The sequence below is a fragment of the Dyella sp. PARNA 12/25 genome, assembly GCF_055702865.1.
On sequence record NZ_JBVQCI010000001.1, the window covers coordinates 403,182 to 422,828 of the forward strand.

Here is a 19,647-nt window from a genome sequence, read left to right on the forward strand (position 1 = left end):
TGTCCGGTAGCCGCTGACCTTCGGAAGCGAATCGCTCTGACCCGTGATGCGACGGTCATCGAAGACGTAGTGAATCGGTGCACCGTGGGCATGCGTAACCGACGCTCTGCAAGCACACAGGCGATGTTGAATGATGATGGTTACCAGGATCTGGACCCCATCCATGATGTCGGTTTCGGTCAGGAATTCACCGTGGCTTCTGTGGCAGCAGCGCCAGAGCCAGCGTTTTTACCCTTCACCCATGGGGCACGACTTACTTCCGCCAAAAGGCGGGAGCGGTGGGGAAGCCAACACCCATGCTCAAACTCAGTGCGAAATTAGCGCTTGGGTTCCCAAAGCTCGACCTTGTTTCCCTCAGGATCCAAAATCCAGGCAAAGCGACCGTTTGGGTCGCTGTCGTCACGCTTTAGAACCGGGACACCCTTGGCTCGCAAACGCACGAGCAACGCATCCATATCATCCACGGCGTAGTCGATCATCCATCCACTCGTCGATGGCGCGAAGTAATTCGTGGTCGCGGGAAACGCATTCCATGCCAGCGCGGGAGGGTGCTTTGGCGCGTCATAGCGAAGAGCTGCGCCTCCCCAGACCTCCACCGGCATGCCAAGAACATCGCGATACCATGCCGCGAGAGCCTTGGGGTCTTTGGCTTTGAAAAAAATTCCGCCGACACCGGTGATGTGTCCGGCTGGCGGCGCGGACGCGGCCGTCGCCAGGTCGGCAAAGGAAAGCACGGTTAGACATAGCAGGAAAATCCATCGCCGCTTCATCCAAGTTCTCTCAGTTTGCGTGGTTCGCCATATCTTGCGCGCAAATTGTTGCGCTCTCGGTAAAGTCCATTTCGAGTCGAATGTGCACACTTGCGCGACGGCCGATTTTCGCATTTATTACCCACGGATAGGTGGCTGCGTACCTTGTTAGAACGCATCCGGGCAGGAAAGACAATCTGGACCACGCATCTTCTCCCCTTGGTGACATGTAACCCGAGGCGATCAGCTTGATTCTCTCGACCAACAACACCCCGACGGCGCATCACGCCCTTTCCGTGTGGTCTCCCGTCTGGAAGATGATGTTGATCTGCTTTGGTGTGGCTGCGCACATTTCGATATGGCGGTCCATTTGCCAGTGTGGGGTGAAATGATCATGAAGCCGGCTTGGGAACAGAGCCAAGCGACGCGTGTGGAACAGGACTAAGCTGCCGAACCATTGAAAGCTTTGGGCGCCGCGAGATAAACGCGCCCATGGAGAACGGGCTGCGAGAGGCTTCGCTGATACCGGCGGTTTCCTCTACCAGGCGGCTCATGACGTTGTCTAACTTGTCACACGTGGCGCATTCGCCGTAGGAGGACGAAGTGGATTGCGGACAAATCTCGCCTGCTAAAAAGACTGGGACCAAAGACTGCAAGCAGATCGGCATGCTAACGATGGCGATGGTGTTCGCCATGGGCATGTCTTCGCTGGCTGCTGCCCAAGGATCACCATCCCAACAGGCTGCTGAGGCTCAAGGGGCAAGTACGAAAGCGGCCGATGGAATTCCCAGCCGCTGCAACACTTACGATATGAGTGAGCGGATAGAGCATCAGCTACCTCGCATGGTCCATCATGGAGGGAGTGTCGCAACCGTATCCAATGTTGAATTTCTAACGGATGCCAAGCGCGTGACTTATGCCCCGGCTGCTGGTCAGGAGCCGGAACTCCACATGCTGCAGTGTCCGGTTCGGATCACCTGGGACAATGGACATCAGGAGTTCGGCTATTACACGGAATGGGAGAACCCCCAACAACAGGTGCAGGTCTCCTTTGCGCCAAAGCCTATGCAACCCCCAGCGCGGAAATAGTGAAACAAGCAGCCCCGCTCCGGCGGGGCTTTTTTTGCCGGAAGCGAGGGATGAAAGAGACCAGAGTCAGACGCGCTGTGTCAGCGTGCCATCGCATTGGAAAGTTTCCGCCACGTTGGCGGCAGGCCTAGCCGTGAACACGCCTGAGGAATGAGTCGCGTCGGGTCAAAAGTGGACACACGATTTTTATGGTTTTGTCTGTAGTCCATCACTTCGCACTTTTAGCCACGAAGAACTCGTTTCTTCCAAGATGTTTTGGTACTGACGAAACGGGGCATCCACCCTGTCGTCAGGCAGTGGGTTCGTCGATCCGGCTTGGAGGTAGAGAAGTTCGGCCTTGACCGCGAGAAGTTGAGATCTTGCCTTCGTGTATCGGATCCAAAGTGATCGATGGACGAAGAAGGAATCCCATGTAGTGAACACGGTCACGAACGCGCTCATGCATAGCGCCACTTTCTTTAGGACAGGCTCGACTAACTCGCTATTGATTCTTAGGCCAAGTAGCACCGTCGTCAGGGCGCTGAGGACAGTACCGGTCATCTTCAATTTGAACGAAAGCGCTCGATTCTTCTCTCTGCGCTTTTGAAAGGATCGAATTCGACTGTCAAGCAACTCCAGCAGGAGGCCTGCTTTTCCTTTCGCTTTTTCGACTTTGCCAAGCGCGACATGGCCAATTTCGGCAGAATTCATGGCCGTCCACCTCCGCGTCAAGGGCGTTCCATGGCGCGCACGGAGCATCCCGAGGAAAGCAGATTGATGGGTCGTTCTTGTCTGATTGCCAATGGTGGTTTTTATGCCAGTTGGGGACGGAATCACACCGGCAGTATGGCTATATCAATGGGTGGAGCGCATGCCCAAGCTGGGGTCGGCGGGACTTCTCGCTTATGCCGAAGAACTGAACTCGGGCCCACGTCGCCTTTTGGGTCCGCTTCGGGTCGGACGTGGACGCAAGAACCCGACGTTCCCGGTTCTGGAAGACTGCCGACCTCAACGCGCACGCTATCCATTCTTCGGCCAAGCATGAGGCTGCACATCGTGCTACCACGATAGTGACCTACGTTCTCACTCCTTCACCGAAACTTATCAGCGCGCTTCGTATTGCCGACAGATAATGCGAGAGCGATTGGCGCCAGGCTCATGCATTCGGGAGAGCAACGATGACCGGTCACAAAGTGAAAGGCGATTCCGACGCAAAAGCGAGAGGTCAAGCTGCAAAAGGCCAAGGCCCCGCACGTGCCGGGCAGCAGCATGCAGAATCAGGGGAAACACCCCATTACGTGGTCGGCCAAGGAGCTCCGGGTGGCACGTGCGACGATGACGGCAACAGCGAAAATCACCAGGTCGACAGTGGCCTCGGCACGGCAAAACCCAACACCGAATAAGGCTTCGGCCCCACCCTCAGACTTTCCTGTCACGCCCGCTTCGGGTTGCCGTTTCAACCGGTCAAGGCAACACATCGCATTTTGCGCACAGGGCCCCCACGCACTCATATAGGTGACACTATTCCAACTTGGCTTTTCGTCGCCAGCGGCAACGCCGCTGGCGAACAGCACACCAGTGGCGGCGGCCAACAGTAGAAGACGAGTCGGGTTCATCCCTATACCCCTGAAAAAGAGACCCTGAATTGCGGCGATTATCTCTCCGTCGACTGGGTCCACTTCGGGTCGGAGGCGGGCCTGCCGGCCATATAGAGGAGTACCCTGACCGCAGCGGGTAACTTACCGCTGATCAGCGGCAGGGAGGGTGCGCAGCGCTCGTCGGAATGCATGTTCCGACCGACCGGGATCCGCCGTCGAGGTCAGCGACTGGCCTCGTTGGCTGCCACCGCCAAGCCTGACACCACACCCAGCGAGGGGTCGCCATGTACCAGGGGGATCTCCGGAAAGCATGCGCCAACCCGTGCCTTCACCTGGGGTGAGCGAGACGTGCCTCCGGTGAGGAAGACGCTGGCGGGCAGGTCCGCCAGATCGGCGCGTACGGTGGACAAGGTGCGTTCCAATTGGGCGAGGAACGGTTCGATCGCGACGTCCAGATCGTCTCGGCTCGCATCCACGATCAGGCCGTGCTCGATGAATTCCAGTTCCGCGCGGTGGGTGATGTTTGCGCTCAGCGTGATCTTGGTGCGCTCGGCGGTCTGATTGAGGCGCGTGGTGGCGCCTAGCTCTTGCAGGGCGCGCAGGCGCGGGCCGTACGGCGCGGCAACCAGGCGATAGTTCTGTTTGCGGAATTCGCGTTGCTTGGGCAGGTTGTGCACGCTGGCGGCTTCCACATACTGATGCTGTGGCACGCGCACGATGTCCTTACCCATCAGCGGCATGAAGCTGTGCAGGCTTATACCCACGTCAAGGTCCGTTCCGCCCTTGGGCAAACCCCAGTTGCGCGCGATCAGTGGCGATGACTCGCCGCCTAGCTCCGCGTGCGTCACGTCGGTGGTGCCGCCGCCGATGTCCACGATCAGCGCGTGCTGCCTGTCGGCAAGGCTCTTGTGGTAGTGCATGGCCGCAGCTGCGGGCTCCTCCAGAAAGCTCACTTCGTCGAAGCCTGCAGCACCAGCTGCTTCACGCAGAATCTCGATGGCCTGCTCCGAGCCTGCTGCACCCATCGAACTGCGAAACTCCACAGGCCGGCCGATTACGGCGCCACGCACCGGTTCGCCGAACTGACGGCTTGCCGTGAGGCGAATGTGTTCGAGGATGTGCGTGGCGATATGCACGATCACCTTGCGCACCTGCGGATCCAGCCGATAGCCAAACATCGACTTGGGCGACTCGATGAGGTTGCCGCCGCCGCTTTCCAGATAGCCTTCCACCGCCTCTTCGCCGAACAAGGCATGCTGAAAGCTGGCGACGGAGCTCGTAGCAGCGCGCGCCTGTTCTTCCATCCATTGACGGCGCACCACGCGCAAAGCGTCACGGCGCAGTTCTTCGTCGGAGCGCGAAACCGTCACGCCAGCTGCTGCCTGTCGGCGCAACTCGTTGCGCGCCGAACGGATATGCGTTTCCAGCTGGGCTTCCAGCTCGGGCGTCAGCTCGAAGTCATTCGGGTCGGGCACCAGTTCCGGAAAATACACGGCGGTGCGGAACTGCTCGGCCGCGCCAAAACGGACCAGGGTGAGTTCACCATCGATGATGGCCGCCGCTGCCGAATAGCTGGTGCCGAAGTCGATTCCGATGTGCATATAGAGGCCGAGCCTGAATGGGCAATCGACCATTATCTCAGGTCCCGTCGTCGCCTGCCTGAAAAGACGCCTCCCGGGGCTTGGCTAGCCCTGGGAGGCGATCCTGGGCCCGAAGGGCAGGGCGGCGCGCTTTACTTCGGGGCTTTGCCATCCACGAAATCACGCACGGCGGCGATGGTGGTGTCAGGCGCTTCTTCCATCAGCCAATGCCCCGCGTGGGGGACGACCAGTCCAGTGACGTTGTCCGCCGCATTGCGCATGACCACGGCCTCATTGGCGCCAAACGACTTCTCCCCGCCGATGGCGAGTACCGGCATGGTGAGCTTCTTGCCCATGCCCGCCTTGTTGTCATCGGCGTCTTGTCGAATGGAGCGAAACTGGGCGAATGAAGCATGGATGGCGCCGGGGCGAGCGTAGAGTTCAGCGTAGTGGTTACGCGATGCCTCATCGATCTTCTTGGGATCGCCCGCAAAATCGTTCCAGAAGCGGTCGAGATAGATGCGTTCACGGCCAGCGACCAGGCGTTCCATGTCGGGTCCGCCAAGGTCGAAGTGCCAGAGCGCAGGCAAGCGTACGATCTGATCCCACGGAGGGATGCCGGGCACGGGCGCATCCATCACAATCAGGCGATCGGTCTTGTCCGGGTAACGGGCGGCATAGGCGTAGGCCACCATGGTGCCTATGTCGTGGCCCACGACGATGGCATGGTCGATGCCGAGGCTGGTGAGAACGGCACGAATGTCGGCGGCCTGCGTTTTCTTGTCATAGCCGCTTTCCGGGTGTGATGAGAGACCCATGCCGCGCAAGTCGGGCACCACCACGGTGTGGTCTCGGGCGAGGTTAGCCGCCAGTGGCGCCCACATGTCACCGGTATCGCCAAAGCCATGCAGCAACACCACGGCAGGACCTTTGCCGCCGACGCGCACGTGAATGGTGGCGCCGTCGGTCTGGATGTCCTGGGTTCGGAACGTCGATGGGAACGGTTTGACGTCGGCCATGGCAGGGAGACTGAGCGCCATGAACAACGCGGCACCGAAGAGGAAACGGGTCATGAGGTGGACTCCTGGAAAGGTGTCACGCGGTGGTGGAGCGGGTCCCCTGGCGCGGCTAGGTGGCCAGGGGACAGTTCACAGGGCAACGTGTCAGGTCCGCGTGATCGAGATGCCGCCATCGACCAGCGATGCGGTGCCGGTGACAAACGCTGAATCGTCCGAAGCCAGATAAAGCACGGAGCGAGCGAGCTCCTCCGGCGTGGCAACGCGCTTGAGAGCATGCAGGTTGGTGATGAATGACTGGGATTCGGCCGAGTTGTTCTTGTCCCGGTACATTTCGGTATCGACGGCACCGGGAAGTACGGCGTTCACTCGCACCCCTTGCGGGCCAAATTCTGCGGCCAGCGCCTGCGTGAGGCCGATCAGGCCCGCCTTGCTTGCTGCGTAAGCAGCTACGCCAGGGAAGGAGAATGAGTAACCGATAAAAGTGGAGGTGAAGATCACCGAGCCTCCGCCATTCTTGAGCATCTGGGCAATCTGGTGCTTGGCTCCAAGGAACGGTCCCGTAAGGTTGATGGCCAATGTTTCGTTCCAACCGTTTTCGCTGACCTCGGTGCTCGCGCCGCCTTCGCCCAGCGTGCCGGCGTTGTTGAATGCCACGTCCAGACGGCCAAACTTGCTGACCGCAAGATCGACCAGCGCCTTGGCGTAAGCCTCGGAACGGACGTCGCCCGCCAGCGCCACCGCAACACCGCCAGCTGCTTCAATCTCCTTCACCAGGGCATTGAGCTCGGCTTCACGGCGTGCACCCACCACAACCTTGGCACCTTCGTTCGCGAAGAGCTTCGCGGTAGCCCGGCCAATCCCGGAGCTGGCACCGGTCACCAAGGCCACTTTGTTGATTAAACGCGTCATTTGAGTATCTCCAGAAGGGTTAGTACAAATGCCGGCGGCATCTGATGGACATACCTTGAACCTGGGCTACAGGAATGACGTACCACGGGGTTGGAGAACATGTTCGAAGTCTTCGAACATGTTGGCGGTGGTGGTGAGGAGTAGCCCCGCCTGCCTACTCGACAATATTTCTCCCCTGGATGAAACGCTTTGCCAGTCGCGGTTGTCGCAATTGCTCCAGCCACCACGTCAATGCGCGTCCTTCCTGATCACTACGCCAGGCGACATAGAGCACGTTCGGTTCGCGTGGGTCGGTGACGCGACGCTGCACCAGTTCTCCGCTGCTGAGCATCGCGCTCACGCGCTGGCGAGGCAGCCAACCAACACCGAGCCCGTCACGCTGACTCAAAGCCTTGGCTCGCATGCTCGGTACGGCCAGTGTTGCCTGCCCACCAAGAACCCCGTAGGCGCGGCCCGCATTCCGATGCGATGTATCCGCCACCACCACGGAGCGGTGCGCGGCGATGACGTCGCGCGTCAGCGGCTCTTTGACCTTGGCCAGTGGATGACGCGGCGAGACGGCGAATACCCATTCCATGACGCCCAGTTCAAACCAGCGCAAATGAGGGGTGGAGGGTGGTTCGTTGGTCGCACCGATCACCAGGTCCGCGCGGCCGTCGCGTAGTGCCTCCCACGTGCCGCCCAACACTTCATGCGTGATGCGCAGTGCAACGCCGGAGCGCAGGGCATCAAAAGATCGAATGAGCGGTATCAGTAACTCATACTCGATAATTTCGTCCGTCACGATCCACAGCCGGTCCTCCCAGCCGTTGGCTACCTGCTTGACGCGTTGAGTCAAACGAGCAACGTCCATACTGAGCCGTGCGGCCTCCTGCGTCAGCAGCTGACCGGCAGGTGTCAGTTGCAAACGGTAGCGGCGCCGGTCGAACAGCAGGGCATCGAAACGTGCCTCCAGCTGACGCGCCGCATGCGAGATGGTCGATGGCGCTTTGCCAAGGCGGGCGGCAGCGGCGGAGAGGCTTCCGCTATCGCGGATAGCTTCAAGCAGGGCCAATTCGTCCTCGGACAACATGCGTGATCCTTTCGAACGATGGTGTCCAAAGCATGGTAGGGCGTTTCTGTTTCGGGCAACAGCATCCGGCGCTTACCGGCTGCCATCGATCCCGATGGGCACATCCCGTTCGAGAGGGCTTTGCTGATACCGACTTGATTGCTTCGTAGGGCGAAGGCCTCATTGGCCATGTCCGTGACGATCGCACTTTCGACTTTGGACGGGGCGGCCGAGGCCGGCATTCCTTTATTCACGTGGAGCGCGCTGAGCAGCCGGCCGGATTGGTGAGCTACGCCATACAGCAGACTTCTGACAAAGCGGCATGGACTTCCATACGATTTCGGTCATCAGTCCGGCCACTGGCTTGCCTATGGTCGGCGGCAACATGGGAGACTTTGTCGCGCGTGGCATCCCCTTCATGCGAAATACGATGCAAGAGAGCCAGCAGAAGATGAACCACGACCATTGATGTTGCTTCGTTGTACCGCCGATGAGCGTGCACGCTATCGGCACAAAAGGGGCGCGGGCGGAATCGAGCCGGGAGCTCATGGGGCGGTGCGGCATCCCCTGACAGACAGGTATGAGAACGCTGGCTAGTTTCGGGCCGTCATCTGCACGCCCTTCGAGAAGGCCGTGTCGGTGGCCACTGCAGCGATGCAGTGAAGCAGCGCGGATCGTGTGAGTTGCAGCTCACACGATCCGCTGACCACCACCAACTTGCTAGGAGTTGATCATGGCTGCGCCAGATCATACGGCACTCGCACGCCGGTTGAATTGCGAAGGAAGTACCCTTGTTCCCACTCCTGGCGGGATGCCACTTTCCCGCGAGGCAGCGGAACTTGTGCGGCAAAGGGGGCGCTCGAAAACCGCCGGGATTGCGATGGCCATCGAAACCATCAGTGGTCTGCTGGCGGATAGTGACGCCTATGCGCGTGCTCGCGCTAACCAGCTCCCAGCTCAGGCGCCCTGTTGGCCGCTGACTTCGGCCAACGCAGACGGTTTGGCAGCGGCCATCCATTTTCTAAGCCAGTACGCCAGTGCGCTCGCGTCACGTGCCGAGCGCTAGTGCTTCACAAAGTGGGTGACTGCAGGGCATCGCCCGCCCATCAGCCGACCTACCGCCAGGTCGCATCCGGACATGGATCAGCATTGGCGCTGATCCTCCGTTTCATCGTGCCCCACACAGGGATTCTCTGTATGACCGCACTGATTTCGCTCCATCCTCAGTTGGAGGTATCCCCGCTGTTTCCGGTACGTTCGCCGGGGGAGGTGCTTCGGCAAGACTTTCTGCAGGCGCGTAACTTGTCGGCGGCACGGCTGGCCCGTATGACGGGTATCCCCGCTGCCAGTATCAGAGGCCTCGCCTCAGGCCGGCGCACAAGCCCCATGACGCTGGACATGGCCTTACGTCTTGCCGCCGTGCTTGGCACCAGTGCGCTGTACTGGCTGGTGCTGCAGGCTCGATACGATCTCGATCGTGTGAGGCGAGCTCAAGAATCCGCCCACAAGCCGCGGCGTAGGCAGGGCTAAGGCTTGGCATCGGGCGAGATCGTGTGGCCCGGCATCGCAGGCGGGGCAAAGCTGCATCCCGCCTGCGGTAGTGACATGACGTACGGGGGAGGCGATTACTCCTCGCCTTCTTCCTCGTCTTCCTCTTCTTCTTCCTCGTCTTCTTCAAACTCGGCCAGCTCTTCCACGCGCTGGAAGTTGGCTTCGTTATCGGCGAAGCCGATGCCCTTGCCGACGACGCGCATCGGGCGCACGTCGCGGCGCTTGTTGCCGTTCTCTTCGGTTTCCACCAAGGCAAAGCAGACCAGCGACTCGGCGGTTTCTTCGCTCGCTTCGTCGTAGACGGCAACCCAGCCGGTTGCCGGCATGATCTGGATGATGGTTTCTTGCTTGGACATGACCGCTCCGCGTTTGGTTAAACGGCAAAGCTTGCCCGGCGCCCAGGGGGACTGCAAGCGGTACAGCTTGGAAAGCTGCCCCGCGCTGATGTCGCCTGTCTTGTGCCCTGGCGCGGTCGATCGGCTTTCTTGTGCTTTAGCGGCGCACCGCCAGCACCCCATCCAACGCAAGTTCAGCCTTGAAGCCTGCAATTTCCAGGCGCTTCGCCACTTCGCGTGGCACGTCACGGTCGCTGGTCAGTTTGTTGGGGCTGCCGGTGTAGTGGAACAGGCGCCCGCCGCGCCGTAGCACGCGGGCCAGCTGGTGATAGAACACCTGCGAGTAGAGCTCGCCGGCGATGCCGAAACGCGGCGGATCGTGCAGCAGCGCATCCGCCGAAGCGTCTGGAATCGCGGTGATCGCCTCGGACACGTCGGCATGGGTTAGTTGCAAGCGTCCACCGCTGCTGGGCGCATCCGGATCCGGCGACCACGGGTTGAGCGTGCGCAGCCACAGCACATCGGGGTTCTTTTCGAACGATTGGATGCGCGCTACGCCAGCCTCCAGGCAGCACGCAGCGAAGTAGCCGAGGCCGCCGCAGGTATCAAGCACCACCTTGCCGCGTGGTTCCACCAGTGCCACTTTGCGGCGCGCGTCCTCAAACGGCGACTCCTTCGACGTGGGCAGCATCTTGATGCCGTCGATCTCGAAGGTCGGGGCGCCCCATTCGGTGGGCACCAGCTTGATCAGCGAGCCAGAGAAGCGTGATACCACCGAGAATTCGTCTCCGTCCCAGTAGTAAATCGTGCGGTCTTTCAGCTTGGCCGGGTATGGATAGCGCTGTCCCTTCCACTCCCAGGTATCTGCATGCAGCAACGCGCTGCCGTCGGTGCGACCCAGGTCCATCGACCCGGTCCACTCGCTTGCGCCGGCATCGCGCCTGGCCAACAGTGTTTCGGTAACAGGGCGGGTGAGCAGGGGGCCGTGGTAATGCGACACGAAGGGGATCTCTTGAAACGGGCGGTTGCGAATTCTCGTACAAGCGGGACCAGGACGGGCCACAGGGGCTGACGGCTTGCTTACGAAATACACGCCACTTTAACTTAGATCTGCTATTACGTTCCTGCTGTCGGCATGGTTGGGGGTGGTGTCGCCGATGGTGTTATCAAAACTTCAAGGGGAGGCATCGTGATGAAGCGGCAGTTGATGACCGTTCTGATGGCCGGCTGCGTGCTTGTGCTGGCTGCGTGCTCCGATAAGCAGGCGGGTTCCAACACGGCAAACAGTTCTGCCGCTCCGGCGGCGGCTTCGTCGGTGGCCGGTGATTTCGGCCCCCCGCAAGGCGAGCCCATCCACGCCGTGCTTGGCATTCCGCCGAATGTGCCGCCGCCGATCCATCGCAATTATCCCGCCAAGGTCATTGTCGATCTGGAAGTGATCGAGAAGGAGATGCAGATCTCCGAAGGTGTCACCTACACCTACTGGACGTTCGGCGGCACGGTACCCGGCAGCTTCATCCGCGTGCGTCAGGGCGATACGGTCGAGTTTCATTTGAAAAACTCGCCGGACAGCAAGATGCCGCACAACATCGATTTGCACGGCGTGACGGGGCCGGGTGGCGGCGCGGCATCCAGCTTCACGGCGCCGGGCCATGAAAGCCAGTTCACTTTCAAGGCGCTCAACTCCGGCATCTTTGTCTATCACTGCGCGACAGCGCCGGTCGGCATGCATATCGCCAACGGCATGTACGGCCTGATCCTGATCGAGCCGCCGGAAGGCATGCCGAAGGTGGATCACGAGTACTACGTGATGCAGGGCGACTTCTACACCACGGGCAAATACCGCGAGAAAGGTCACCAGCCGTTCGACATGGACAAGGCTATCGACGAGAAGCCGACTTACGTGCTGTTCAACGGCCACGAGGGCTCGCTCACGGGCGATAAAGCGCTGACCGCCAAGGTCGGCGAATCGGTGCGCTTGTTCGTGGGTAACGGCGGCCCGAACCTGGTGTCGAGCTTCCATGTGATCGGTGCCATTTTCTCCAAGGTCTATTACGAAGGCGGCAAACACGCCCAGGAGAACGTGCAGACCACGTTGATCCCTGCCGGTGGCGCGATGATGGCGGAGTTCCACGTCCCCGTGCCTGGCAGCTACGTGTTGGTTGACCACTCCATCCTGCGCGCCTTCAACAAGGGCGCCTTGGGCATCCTCAAGGTGGATGGTCCGGAGAACAAGGCGATCTACTCCGGCAAGGAAGTGGATTCGGTGTACCTGGGCGATCGTGCCGGGCCGAACCTGCAGGCGGTGGCGGTGGCTGCCGAAGCGCACGCCAGCGGCACACTCAGCAAGGACGACCAGATTGCCGCCGGCAAACAGCTCTTCGCCGGCACCTGCTCGGTGTGTCATCAGGCCAATGGTGAGGGTCTTGAGGGCGTGTTCCCGCCGCTGGCCAAGTCCGACTTTCTGGCCAAGCTGAGCAAGGACGAGCTCATCGCCATTCCGTTGCACGGTCATACCGGCAAGGTGACCGTCAACGGCAAGGAATACGATTCGGTGATGCCGCCGATGAGTCAGCTCACCGACGATGAGGTGGCCAACATCCTTACCTTCGTGCTCAACAGCTGGGGTAACCCGGGTGGGCAGATCAAGAAGGAAGATGTGGCCAAGATCCGTGCGCAGCCCGCGCCTGCTGCGGCAGCAGCGCATTGACAGGGCAGGGTGCCATGCGTTGGCTGTGGCTGGTCATTTGGATAGGTGCAGCAGTGCCGTCGCTGGCAGCGGACTACGTGCCGCTGCCAGGCGGCAGCTTCGACAGCGTGATTGCGGCTGACAACAAAAGCGCGGCCGCGCAGATCAAGCCGTTCCAGCTACGCATCGAGCCGGTGACGAATGCGGAGTTTCTCGCCTTCGTCAATACGCACCCGCAGTGGCGGCGTGATCGTGTTGCGCCGATTTTTGCCGACGGCCAATACCTCTCGCAGTGGGCCAGCGCAGATGCGCTTGGCCCTAATGCCTTGCCAAAACAACCCGTCACCCGGGTCAGCTGGTTTGCTGCGCAGGCGTTCTGCCAAAGCGAGCAGGCGCGTTTGCCGACGTGGTACGAGTGGGAGTTCGCCGCGGCTGCCGATGCCCATCGAACCGACGCCCGCAGCGATGCGGTATGGCGCGATAGCGTGCTCAACTGGTACAGCCGCCCCTCCAACACCGCCTTGCCTGCGATTGGTGGCGCGCCCAATGTGTACGGCGTACGCGACGTCAACGGCCTCGTGTGGGAATGGGTGGATGACTTCAACGCGCTGCTGGTCAGCGGCGATAACCGCGAGCAGGACGGTGCCGACAAACTGCGCTTCTGCGGCGCCGGTGCCGCCAACATGCAGCAGAAGGAAAACTACGCCACGCTGATGCGTGTGGCGATGCTTTCCGCACTCAAGGCATCGGACACCACCAACAATATGGGCTTCCGCTGCGCCAGGCCCAAGTGAGGTAAGCCCCATGAAACGCCTGTGGATGTTCTGCCTCTCACTGATGCTCGCAGGGACGGCAAGTGCGGCAACGCCCTTGCCCAATGACTCGATCTACCAACTGGGCATCAAGCTCACCGATCAGGACGGACACAGCTGGACCTTGCCGGAGCGTCGCGGGCGCGTGCAGTTGATGACGATGTTCTACACGTCATGCACCATGGTCTGCCCCATGACCGTGGACACCATGAAGGCCACACGCAAAGCCGTGGAAGAGCCCGCGCGCGACAAGCTGGATCTGCTCGCGGTGAGTTTCGACCCCGCTCGCGACAACGTGACGGCGTTGCATCAGTACGCGGAAAAACGTCAGCTGGATGCGCCTCACTGGACACTGGCGCGTGCAGAGCCGCAGGACGTGCGCGCGCTCTCGGCTCTGCTGGGCCTGCAATATCGCCAACTACCGGATGGCGACTTCAATCACTCCACCGAGCTGATCCTGCTCGACCCGGAAGGACGCATCATCGCCCGCACCACCATTATCGGACGACTCGATCCTAAGTTCGTGAAAGCGGTGCGCAAAGCGCTGGGCCTGGGGTGACATGTAGCTGTCCCCGCGACCTGTCACCTCGCGTCTGGCATGCGCGCTCAATGCGCGATTTGGACTGCCATCCATATACAGCGGCGGAGAAGGGGCGATGAGAACCACAGACCACAGCGTTACTCAGACACGCCCGGCGCATGGGCCTGCCGCCGACCGTGTGTCCCCTGGAAACATAGCCCCAACCCCTGATCTTTTCGGCACCAGCCCGCGGATCGTCACGCAAGCGCAAGCCATAAAAGCCGCGTTTGGAGGTGCGGCACGCCCGGCATCGCCCGCGCACGTGGTGATTCAGAGGAACGGGCCGGATTATCAAGAAACCTCCCCGGAGAAACGCCAAGTCCAAGGGCTTGAAGAGGGTTGGGCCGCAATCCTTCATGCGGGCCTTCCTGCCAAGGACACCATCGATCAACTGGCCGTGTTCATCCAGCAATTCATGCCAATGATGCCTATCAAGCGCGTCTTGGAAGTTGTGCGCGCAAGACACTTGTCCGGAGCATTGGACGTTTGGAAGTTCCTGATGCTGGATAACGAGAACCGCAGGGATGGCAAGGAGGCGGACCTTCGTGGGGCCCAAATACCGGGTCGCTTCAGCAACTGGAAACTCGCCGGCTACCTGAATAGAGGCAGCGAGGCCAATGTCTATTTGGGCCTCAATAGGCAGCCAGGTGCACCGGCTGCCATCAAAGTGTTCCGTGGCGATACCCCTGAGCACGAGGGGGCTTTTCGCAACGAAGTGCAAGCGCACCGCCTGATTCAGCAGTTTGAAAGCGAAGGCGACATCATTCCCCATGTCGTTCGAATGCTCGACTTCAACAGCTACGTGCGTGCGGTGGTGATGTCTCTAGTACCGGGCGTTTCGGTGGACAAGTTGGAAGAAGTCCTGAAGAACCCCGAGCGCCCTTATTTGATCCGCAGCAACGCAGAAGGTGACTTTGAGGACGTTCCTGCCCCGCCTGTCAACGTCGACGCAGTGATGAGGCGCATGCGGGAGCGATACGAGCAAGCGCTGCAGGAAACTCAGGGTGCCTTGAGGAAACGCGGTTGGGAACTTGCTGACGTCCAGCCGCGCAACACGATGTACGACTACCTGTCCGAAACCATAACCTTTGTCGACATTTCGTTGCGAAAGGTCTGAGAAGTACCTCGCCATAGATCAACGGTGAATACACCGTTGCCGGTCTGCGCCAAGCATTGCCGGCAAGGCCATGCAGCCTTGCCGGCAAATGGCGGTGGAATGACAAAACTCCGCGCTACGGTTTGACGAACTTCAAGGTCATGCGATCGGATTCGCCGATGTCCTTCATCTTGGCGTGCTCGTCCTCAGGGCCGGAAAGGTCGGGTGGCAGGCGATGGATGTTGATGTCCTCGGGGTCCTTCGGGTTGGCATTGATCTGCGAGACATCCGCCAGGCGGAAGCCGGCCTTGATGGCTTGCGAAATCATGTAGTCCTCGGAGATGCGATGCAGCGCGCCGGCCGTGGCTTGCCCCTCGGAGAAGGGCTTGGCGCGGTGTTCCTCGATACCCAGAACACCACCGGGCTTGAGCACGTCGAAGGACGCCTTGAACACGGAAGCGAGGGTGTCGGGGCTATTGATCAGCCAGTCATGCGTGTTGCGGAAGGTCAACACCATGTCGGCCGATTGGGCGGGCCCCAGATTCACATGATCGGGTGGTGAAAACGGGATGACTTTGGCGATATGGCCGAACACGGCCGGATTGCTTTTGAGCAACGCGTTGAACTTTTCGGCCTTGGGCGGCGCAGCCTCAATCAACTGACCATGTGCGGCGAGGTAAGGCGCCAGTATCTCGGTGTACCAGCCGCCACCCGGCGACAGCTCGATCACGGTCATGCCCGGCTGGACGCCAAAGAACTGCAGCGTTTCCACAGGGTGCCGGTAAACGTCACGAGCTTTGTGGGCGTCTGAACGCCAGCTGCCGCTCACGGCCTGCTGCAGCGAAACCTCCTTGGCCGGAGGCGCCGTGTCGGCTACGGAGACGGTGCTGACGAACAAAAGCAGTGCAGGAAGCAGGGCGAGCGACTTGCGGGTGCAGTGGAGCATGGTTCAACCCTCCTGGCGGTGATGCCACTAAGCGTACGCCCAAACCACTCCGGGAAAGAAATAGCCGGTGAATGGCCGGGCTGTGTCGATCCATGAGACGCCTATACGTCGTAATCATGAACTGCCACGCCAAGGCTATCCCTGGCGTGTTGTCACGGATGACACGGGTTATCCGTTATCCCCACCTCGAGGATCAAGCATATGCGGTTTATTCCCTACCTGAGTTTCGACGGTAATTGCAGGGAGGCGTTCGATTTCTACGCCAAGGCGCTCAACGGCAAGATCACCATGCGCATGACTTACGGCGAGTCGCCCATGGCCAACGACATGCCACCGGATACGCACGGCCGCGTGATGCATTCGCAACTGGAAACGGCCGACAGCATCCTGATGGGGGCGGATGGTCCGCCGCACTCGGGTGACAGCCGTGGTGTGGTGAACGTGGATGTCACGTCGCCAGAGGAGGCAGACCGCGTGTTCAAGGCGCTTGCCGATGGTGGCAGCGTGCAGTTGCCCATCGCCGAAACTTTCTGGGCGCATCGTTTCGGCATGCTCACCGATCGTTACGGCAAGCCCTGGATGGTGAACTGTCTGAAGACGATGTGATGACCATCGGCGGCGGGCTGCGCCTGGTACAGCCCGCCGCGCATCGGCGTTTCAATAGTCGAGCTTGGGATACCAGTGGGTACCGCGCCCTTCGGGTACGCAGTCGAGAATGGTCCAGATGGGCATAAGGTCCGGGGCGCCGCGCGGATCCTGCCCAGGGTCGGCCGTTGCGAAACCCATCTCGCCTGCCCAGAACAATCGGATCTTGCCATCACGGCGGGTGAATACATTGAACGCGGGCTCGTCGCCGCCGTTGGCATCCATGGCGTTGTAGTCGCGGCTGAAGTCACCGTTGAGGTCCGAGTACAGCTTGAGATGCCGCCACCCGCGTTCCAGCTTGAACGACACCAGCTTTTCGATGGGCGACCGCGCAATCACCGCCAGCGCCACGCGCTGCTCGATATCGCGCGCCTCACCCTCCCATGCGCTCAGCAACGAGGTGCACATGGGGCAGGGGCGTTCGCGCTGCGGGCCGAACATGTAGCTGTAGGTCACCAGCGTTGGCTTGTCGCCAAACAGGCCCGCGAAATCCACCGGGCCGTGTTCACTCATGAAACGGTAATCGCCCTCGACGGTGGGGCCGGTCGGCAGTGCACGGCGCTGCTCTGCCACCCGTTCGATATGCCGACGCAATTCAATTTCCTCGGCAAGCAAGGCATCACGCGCGCGGCGGTAGTCGTCGCTTTCGCGGGCAAAGCGCATGCCATTGCGGCGCACGAGTTCGGCAGCGGGAACCAGATGGGCGACATCGTTCATGGTGGTGATCTCAGCGGAGGGGTGAGAGGGCACATCACATTCTCCCCACGGCGTTGTACTGGCCGCGTCGAGGGGCTTTGTCATGACGACGAATGGGAAACAACGAATTCGACACTATTCCACGCACGACGACTTGCCCCGCCAGGGGGGAGCAGGCGGGCTCCACCGTCTCTCTACGGCGAGTCAGCCGCCATCAACCGTGGCGAGATCAGGCGGCGAGGCGGTCAGCGAGATAGGGCGACAATGCCGCGTTGAGCGTGGCTACCATCTGGCGCGCCAGCTCCGCGTAAGTGACGGCACGCGGCACGCGTGCGCGTTTCGGTGCATGCGTCAGCACGTCGACGCGCCTGGTGCCCTGTGCATCGGAGAGGTAGGCAAAAACGCAGGCGCGCGGTGAATCCAGAAACACGCGCATCTCGATCATGGCGGTGGTTTCGAGTGGCTCCGCCTCGTTGGGCTTTACAAGGATGGTGAGTGAGCGGTCACCGCGTCGGCGCAACAGGCGCAGGCACTCGTCCAGTTCAATCACCAGCTGGTGGCCACAGGGGATGTGCAGGTCGCGCAGCAGCACCGCTTCCATCTCGGCGACTACCTTGCGCACTTCATTCTCGATGCGCCCCAGAAACCCGGTGCGCAGCTCGTGGCGCGAGTAGCGCACGGGCATAGTGGAAACCTGAACATCGTTCTTGCGCACCAGGGTGGAGTGGTTGATGCGTGTGAAGCTGAGCCCGGCGGCCTCGTAGCTTTGCCCGGCGTTGGTGCCGCTAATCCCCGCAAAGGCGGCCCAGGCAGCTTTGAGATAGGCAATGTTCGGCGCCGCTTGCAGCATAGGTTTCTCACCATGAAGGGTACCGGGCGTTGGCAAGGCCGTTCGCCGGGGTGTATGCGCTATATCGGCGATGGGTGGGGAAACTTCAGTGCCTCGGGTGGCACCGGACCCTAGGGGCGGAGTTCCGGACGGACATGCGCAGGGAGCCGCTCACCCATTCAAATCATCCGGGCCACTTGCTGACCCAAGTCAGCGACACTGAATAAGTGGGGGCGTACGTTGAGCCACCCCCTCATCGAAAGGTCTGCCGTACCGCTATGTCCATCGACACCATTCCCGAGGCTGGCGTTCATTGCTTTGATGCCAGAGGCGTTGCCCGCCGTTTTCGCCACGCCGCAATCTTTGGCGCCCTTGGCGCATTGCAGCCTGGCGAAACCATGCGCTTCTTCAACGACCACAATCCACTGCCGTTGCTTGCCCAGTTGCAAGAGCGTTTTGGCAACAGTCTCACGATTACCTATCGACAGACCCAGCCCGATCTGACCGTCATCGACATCAGTGTTGTCGACCCTTCGGCCAAGGGCCGGGACAAACATGCAGAAGGTGGCTGTTGCGGTAGTTGCGGTTGAGCTGACAACGGTTACCGGCCAGCCGGGCCGGGTTTCAACGGGCTCCGGCATGGGCTGATCATGGTTTTGCGAAGGCAGCGTGCTACTCGCTGCCTTCTGTTTTCACGACGCGGATTCTTGCCTCCCGCATGGTGAGAGAACGCCTCACCGAAAAAGCGGCAATGGGTTGACCTTCATCCGACGTCGATACCAAGGGGAACTCAATCTGGTACCGTCCTTGGAGACCTTGGAGGGAGATTTTCCATGGCAAAGCTCGTCTTCGGAATGAACGTGTCCCTGGATGGCTACGTGGACCACCAGGCATTTGCACCGGCCCCGTCGCTCTTTCGTCACTTCATAGAGCAGGTGCGCGAGCTGTCGGGCAGCGTGTACGGACGTCGCATGTACGAGGTCATGCGCTATTGGGACGAAGACGATCCCGAGTGGAGCGCAGAGGAACGAGCGTTCGCGGTGGCATGGCGGAGCCAGCCGAAGTGGGTTGTGTCGCGCTCGCTGAAGTCAGTCGGTCCGAACGCCACGTTGGTCACCGATGACATCGAGGCGGTGATCCGCAGGTTGATGTCCGAGCTTGTCGGCGAGATCGAAGTCGCCGGACCCGAGCTGGCGCAAAGCCTGGCCGAGTTCGGTCTTATCGATGAGTACCAAATCTATCTTCACCCCGATGTGTTGGGGCGCGGCAAGCCGTACTTCGCGGGCCCACGGCCGCCGCTCCACCTTGTAGGAAGCGAGTTGATGGGCGAGGACGTGATCAGGTTGACGTACGTCCCGGCTTGATGGCGCGACTCATTCGAAAAGACCGTGCGAGCAAGGGGCAACCCACATGGTTGTTGCCTCCGATTCTGCGAATGCTTGCTTCGAGTCGGAAGAGGACATGGCAAGCACGTTGCGTGCTGTGCCCCACCAT

Annotated in this window: 22 protein-coding genes; 10 read left to right on the top strand and 12 right to left on the bottom strand. The window is 60.7% G+C overall.

Features of this window, described 5'->3' with window-relative positions:
* Positions 1 to 317: 317 nt before the first annotated feature.
* A complete protein-coding gene (locus AC0GUR_RS01830) occupies positions 318 to 770 on the bottom strand; it encodes a VOC family protein (protein WP_472875755.1) in 453 nt (150 codons plus the stop codon).
* A 582-nt stretch (positions 771 to 1,352) separates the two neighbouring features.
* Between AC0GUR_RS01830 and AC0GUR_RS01835 the strand changes: the two genes are divergently transcribed.
* Positions 1,353 to 1,838: a hypothetical protein gene (locus AC0GUR_RS01835; RefSeq protein WP_472875756.1), complete on the top strand. Its 486-nt coding sequence runs from the start codon at positions 1,353 to 1,355 to the stop codon at positions 1,836 to 1,838.
* Between the two features lie 186 nt (positions 1,839 to 2,024).
* Here AC0GUR_RS01835 and AC0GUR_RS01840 read toward each other — a convergent pair whose 3' ends face one another.
* Complete coding sequence (locus tag AC0GUR_RS01840) at positions 2,025 to 2,528, bottom strand: SLATT domain-containing protein (RefSeq protein WP_472875757.1); 504 nt, start codon at positions 2,526 to 2,528, stop codon at positions 2,025 to 2,027.
* Positions 2,529 to 2,995: 467 nt separating this feature from the next.
* Between AC0GUR_RS01840 and AC0GUR_RS01845 the strand changes: the two genes are divergently transcribed.
* Positions 2,996 to 3,220, top strand: coding sequence for a hypothetical protein (locus AC0GUR_RS01845; protein WP_472875758.1), 225 nt, complete (start codon positions 2,996 to 2,998; stop codon positions 3,218 to 3,220).
* 416 nt (positions 3,221 to 3,636) lie between these two features.
* On the opposite strand, the gene AC0GUR_RS01850 is transcribed toward AC0GUR_RS01845, so the two are convergent.
* From AC0GUR_RS01850 to AC0GUR_RS01865, 4 genes are all read right to left on the bottom strand, one after another.
* Positions 3,637 to 5,016: an Hsp70 family protein gene (locus tag AC0GUR_RS01850; protein ID WP_472875759.1), complete on the bottom strand. Its 1,380-nt coding sequence runs from the start codon at positions 5,014 to 5,016 to the stop codon at positions 3,637 to 3,639.
* A gap of 131 nt (positions 5,017 to 5,147) precedes the next feature.
* A complete protein-coding gene (locus tag AC0GUR_RS01855; RefSeq protein WP_472875760.1) occupies positions 5,148 to 6,068 on the bottom strand; it encodes an alpha/beta fold hydrolase in 921 nt (306 codons plus the stop codon).
* 90 nt (positions 6,069 to 6,158) lie between these two features.
* On the bottom strand, positions 6,159 to 6,923 hold the full coding sequence (locus AC0GUR_RS01860; protein WP_472875761.1) for an SDR family oxidoreductase: 765 nt from the start codon (positions 6,921 to 6,923) through the stop codon (positions 6,159 to 6,161).
* 154 nt (positions 6,924 to 7,077) lie between these two features.
* Complete coding sequence (locus AC0GUR_RS01865; RefSeq protein ID WP_472875762.1) at positions 7,078 to 7,995, bottom strand: LysR family transcriptional regulator; 918 nt, start codon at positions 7,993 to 7,995, stop codon at positions 7,078 to 7,080.
* Between the two features lie 859 nt (positions 7,996 to 8,854).
* Between AC0GUR_RS01865 and AC0GUR_RS01870 the strand changes: the two genes are divergently transcribed.
* Positions 8,855 to 9,040 (top strand): hypothetical protein, encoded by a 186-nt coding sequence (locus AC0GUR_RS01870; RefSeq protein ID WP_472875763.1) that lies wholly within the window; start codon positions 8,855 to 8,857, stop codon positions 9,038 to 9,040.
* Positions 9,041 to 9,171: 131 nt separating this feature from the next.
* The gene (locus tag AC0GUR_RS01875) at positions 9,172 to 9,504 is read left to right on the top strand and encodes a HigA family addiction module antitoxin (protein ID WP_472875764.1); all 333 of its coding nucleotides are present in this window, start codon (positions 9,172 to 9,174) and stop codon (positions 9,502 to 9,504) included.
* 95 nt (positions 9,505 to 9,599) lie between these two features.
* Here the strand turns inward: AC0GUR_RS01875 and AC0GUR_RS01880 are convergent, their stop codons facing one another.
* Together AC0GUR_RS01880 and AC0GUR_RS01885 are read right to left on the bottom strand one after the other, a co-directional pair.
* Positions 9,600 to 9,881, bottom strand: a complete 282-nt coding sequence (locus AC0GUR_RS01880; protein ID WP_472875765.1) for a hypothetical protein — start codon at positions 9,879 to 9,881, stop codon at positions 9,600 to 9,602.
* A gap of 136 nt (positions 9,882 to 10,017) precedes the next feature.
* Positions 10,018 to 10,860: a class I SAM-dependent methyltransferase gene (locus AC0GUR_RS01885; RefSeq protein WP_472875766.1), complete on the bottom strand. Its 843-nt coding sequence runs from the start codon at positions 10,858 to 10,860 to the stop codon at positions 10,018 to 10,020.
* A 192-nt stretch (positions 10,861 to 11,052) separates the two neighbouring features.
* Here AC0GUR_RS01885 and nirK point away from each other — a divergent pair, with 192 nt between their 5' ends.
* From nirK to AC0GUR_RS01905, 4 genes are all read left to right on the top strand, one after another.
* Complete coding sequence (gene nirK, locus AC0GUR_RS01890; RefSeq protein WP_472875767.1) at positions 11,053 to 12,570, top strand: copper-containing nitrite reductase; 1,518 nt, start codon at positions 11,053 to 11,055, stop codon at positions 12,568 to 12,570.
* Positions 12,571 to 12,584: 14 nt separating this feature from the next.
* Entirely contained in the window at positions 12,585 to 13,343 is a 759-nt protein-coding gene (locus tag AC0GUR_RS01895) for a formylglycine-generating enzyme family protein (protein ID WP_472875768.1), read from the top strand.
* Between the two features lie 10 nt (positions 13,344 to 13,353).
* A complete protein-coding gene (locus tag AC0GUR_RS01900) occupies positions 13,354 to 13,920 on the top strand; it encodes an SCO family protein (protein ID WP_472875769.1) in 567 nt (188 codons plus the stop codon).
* Between the two features lie 97 nt (positions 13,921 to 14,017).
* Positions 14,018 to 15,058, top strand: a complete 1,041-nt coding sequence (locus tag AC0GUR_RS01905; RefSeq protein ID WP_472875770.1) for a protein kinase family protein — start codon at positions 14,018 to 14,020, stop codon at positions 15,056 to 15,058.
* Positions 15,059 to 15,173: 115 nt separating this feature from the next.
* Here AC0GUR_RS01905 and AC0GUR_RS01910 read toward each other — a convergent pair whose 3' ends face one another.
* Entirely contained in the window at positions 15,174 to 15,983 is an 810-nt protein-coding gene (locus tag AC0GUR_RS01910; RefSeq protein WP_472875771.1) for a class I SAM-dependent methyltransferase, read from the bottom strand.
* 201 nt (positions 15,984 to 16,184) lie between these two features.
* Between AC0GUR_RS01910 and AC0GUR_RS01915 the strand changes: the two genes are divergently transcribed.
* Positions 16,185 to 16,589 carry a VOC family protein gene (locus tag AC0GUR_RS01915; RefSeq protein ID WP_472875772.1) on the top strand — a complete coding sequence of 135 codons (405 nt, stop codon included), beginning with the start codon at positions 16,185 to 16,187 and terminating at the stop codon, positions 16,587 to 16,589.
* Between the two features lie 51 nt (positions 16,590 to 16,640).
* Here the strand turns inward: AC0GUR_RS01915 and AC0GUR_RS01920 are convergent, their stop codons facing one another.
* The 3 genes from AC0GUR_RS01920 to AC0GUR_RS01930 all read right to left on the bottom strand — a co-directional run bounded on the left by AC0GUR_RS01920 (position 16,641) and on the right by AC0GUR_RS01930 (position 18,794).
* The gene (locus AC0GUR_RS01920) at positions 16,641 to 17,345 is read right to left on the bottom strand and encodes a DUF899 family protein (RefSeq protein WP_472875773.1); all 705 of its coding nucleotides are present in this window, start codon (positions 17,343 to 17,345) and stop codon (positions 16,641 to 16,643) included.
* A gap of 208 nt (positions 17,346 to 17,553) precedes the next feature.
* A complete protein-coding gene (locus AC0GUR_RS01925) occupies positions 17,554 to 18,174 on the bottom strand; it encodes a hypothetical protein (protein WP_472875774.1) in 621 nt (206 codons plus the stop codon).
* 158 nt (positions 18,175 to 18,332) lie between these two features.
* Positions 18,333 to 18,794 (bottom strand): hypothetical protein, encoded by a 462-nt coding sequence (locus AC0GUR_RS01930; RefSeq protein WP_472875775.1) that lies wholly within the window; start codon positions 18,792 to 18,794, stop codon positions 18,333 to 18,335.
* A 192-nt stretch (positions 18,795 to 18,986) separates the two neighbouring features.
* Between AC0GUR_RS01930 and AC0GUR_RS01935 the strand changes: the two genes are divergently transcribed.
* Positions 18,987 to 19,517, top strand: coding sequence for a dihydrofolate reductase family protein (locus tag AC0GUR_RS01935; protein ID WP_472875776.1), 531 nt, complete (start codon positions 18,987 to 18,989; stop codon positions 19,515 to 19,517).
* Positions 19,518 to 19,647 lie beyond the last annotated feature (130 nt).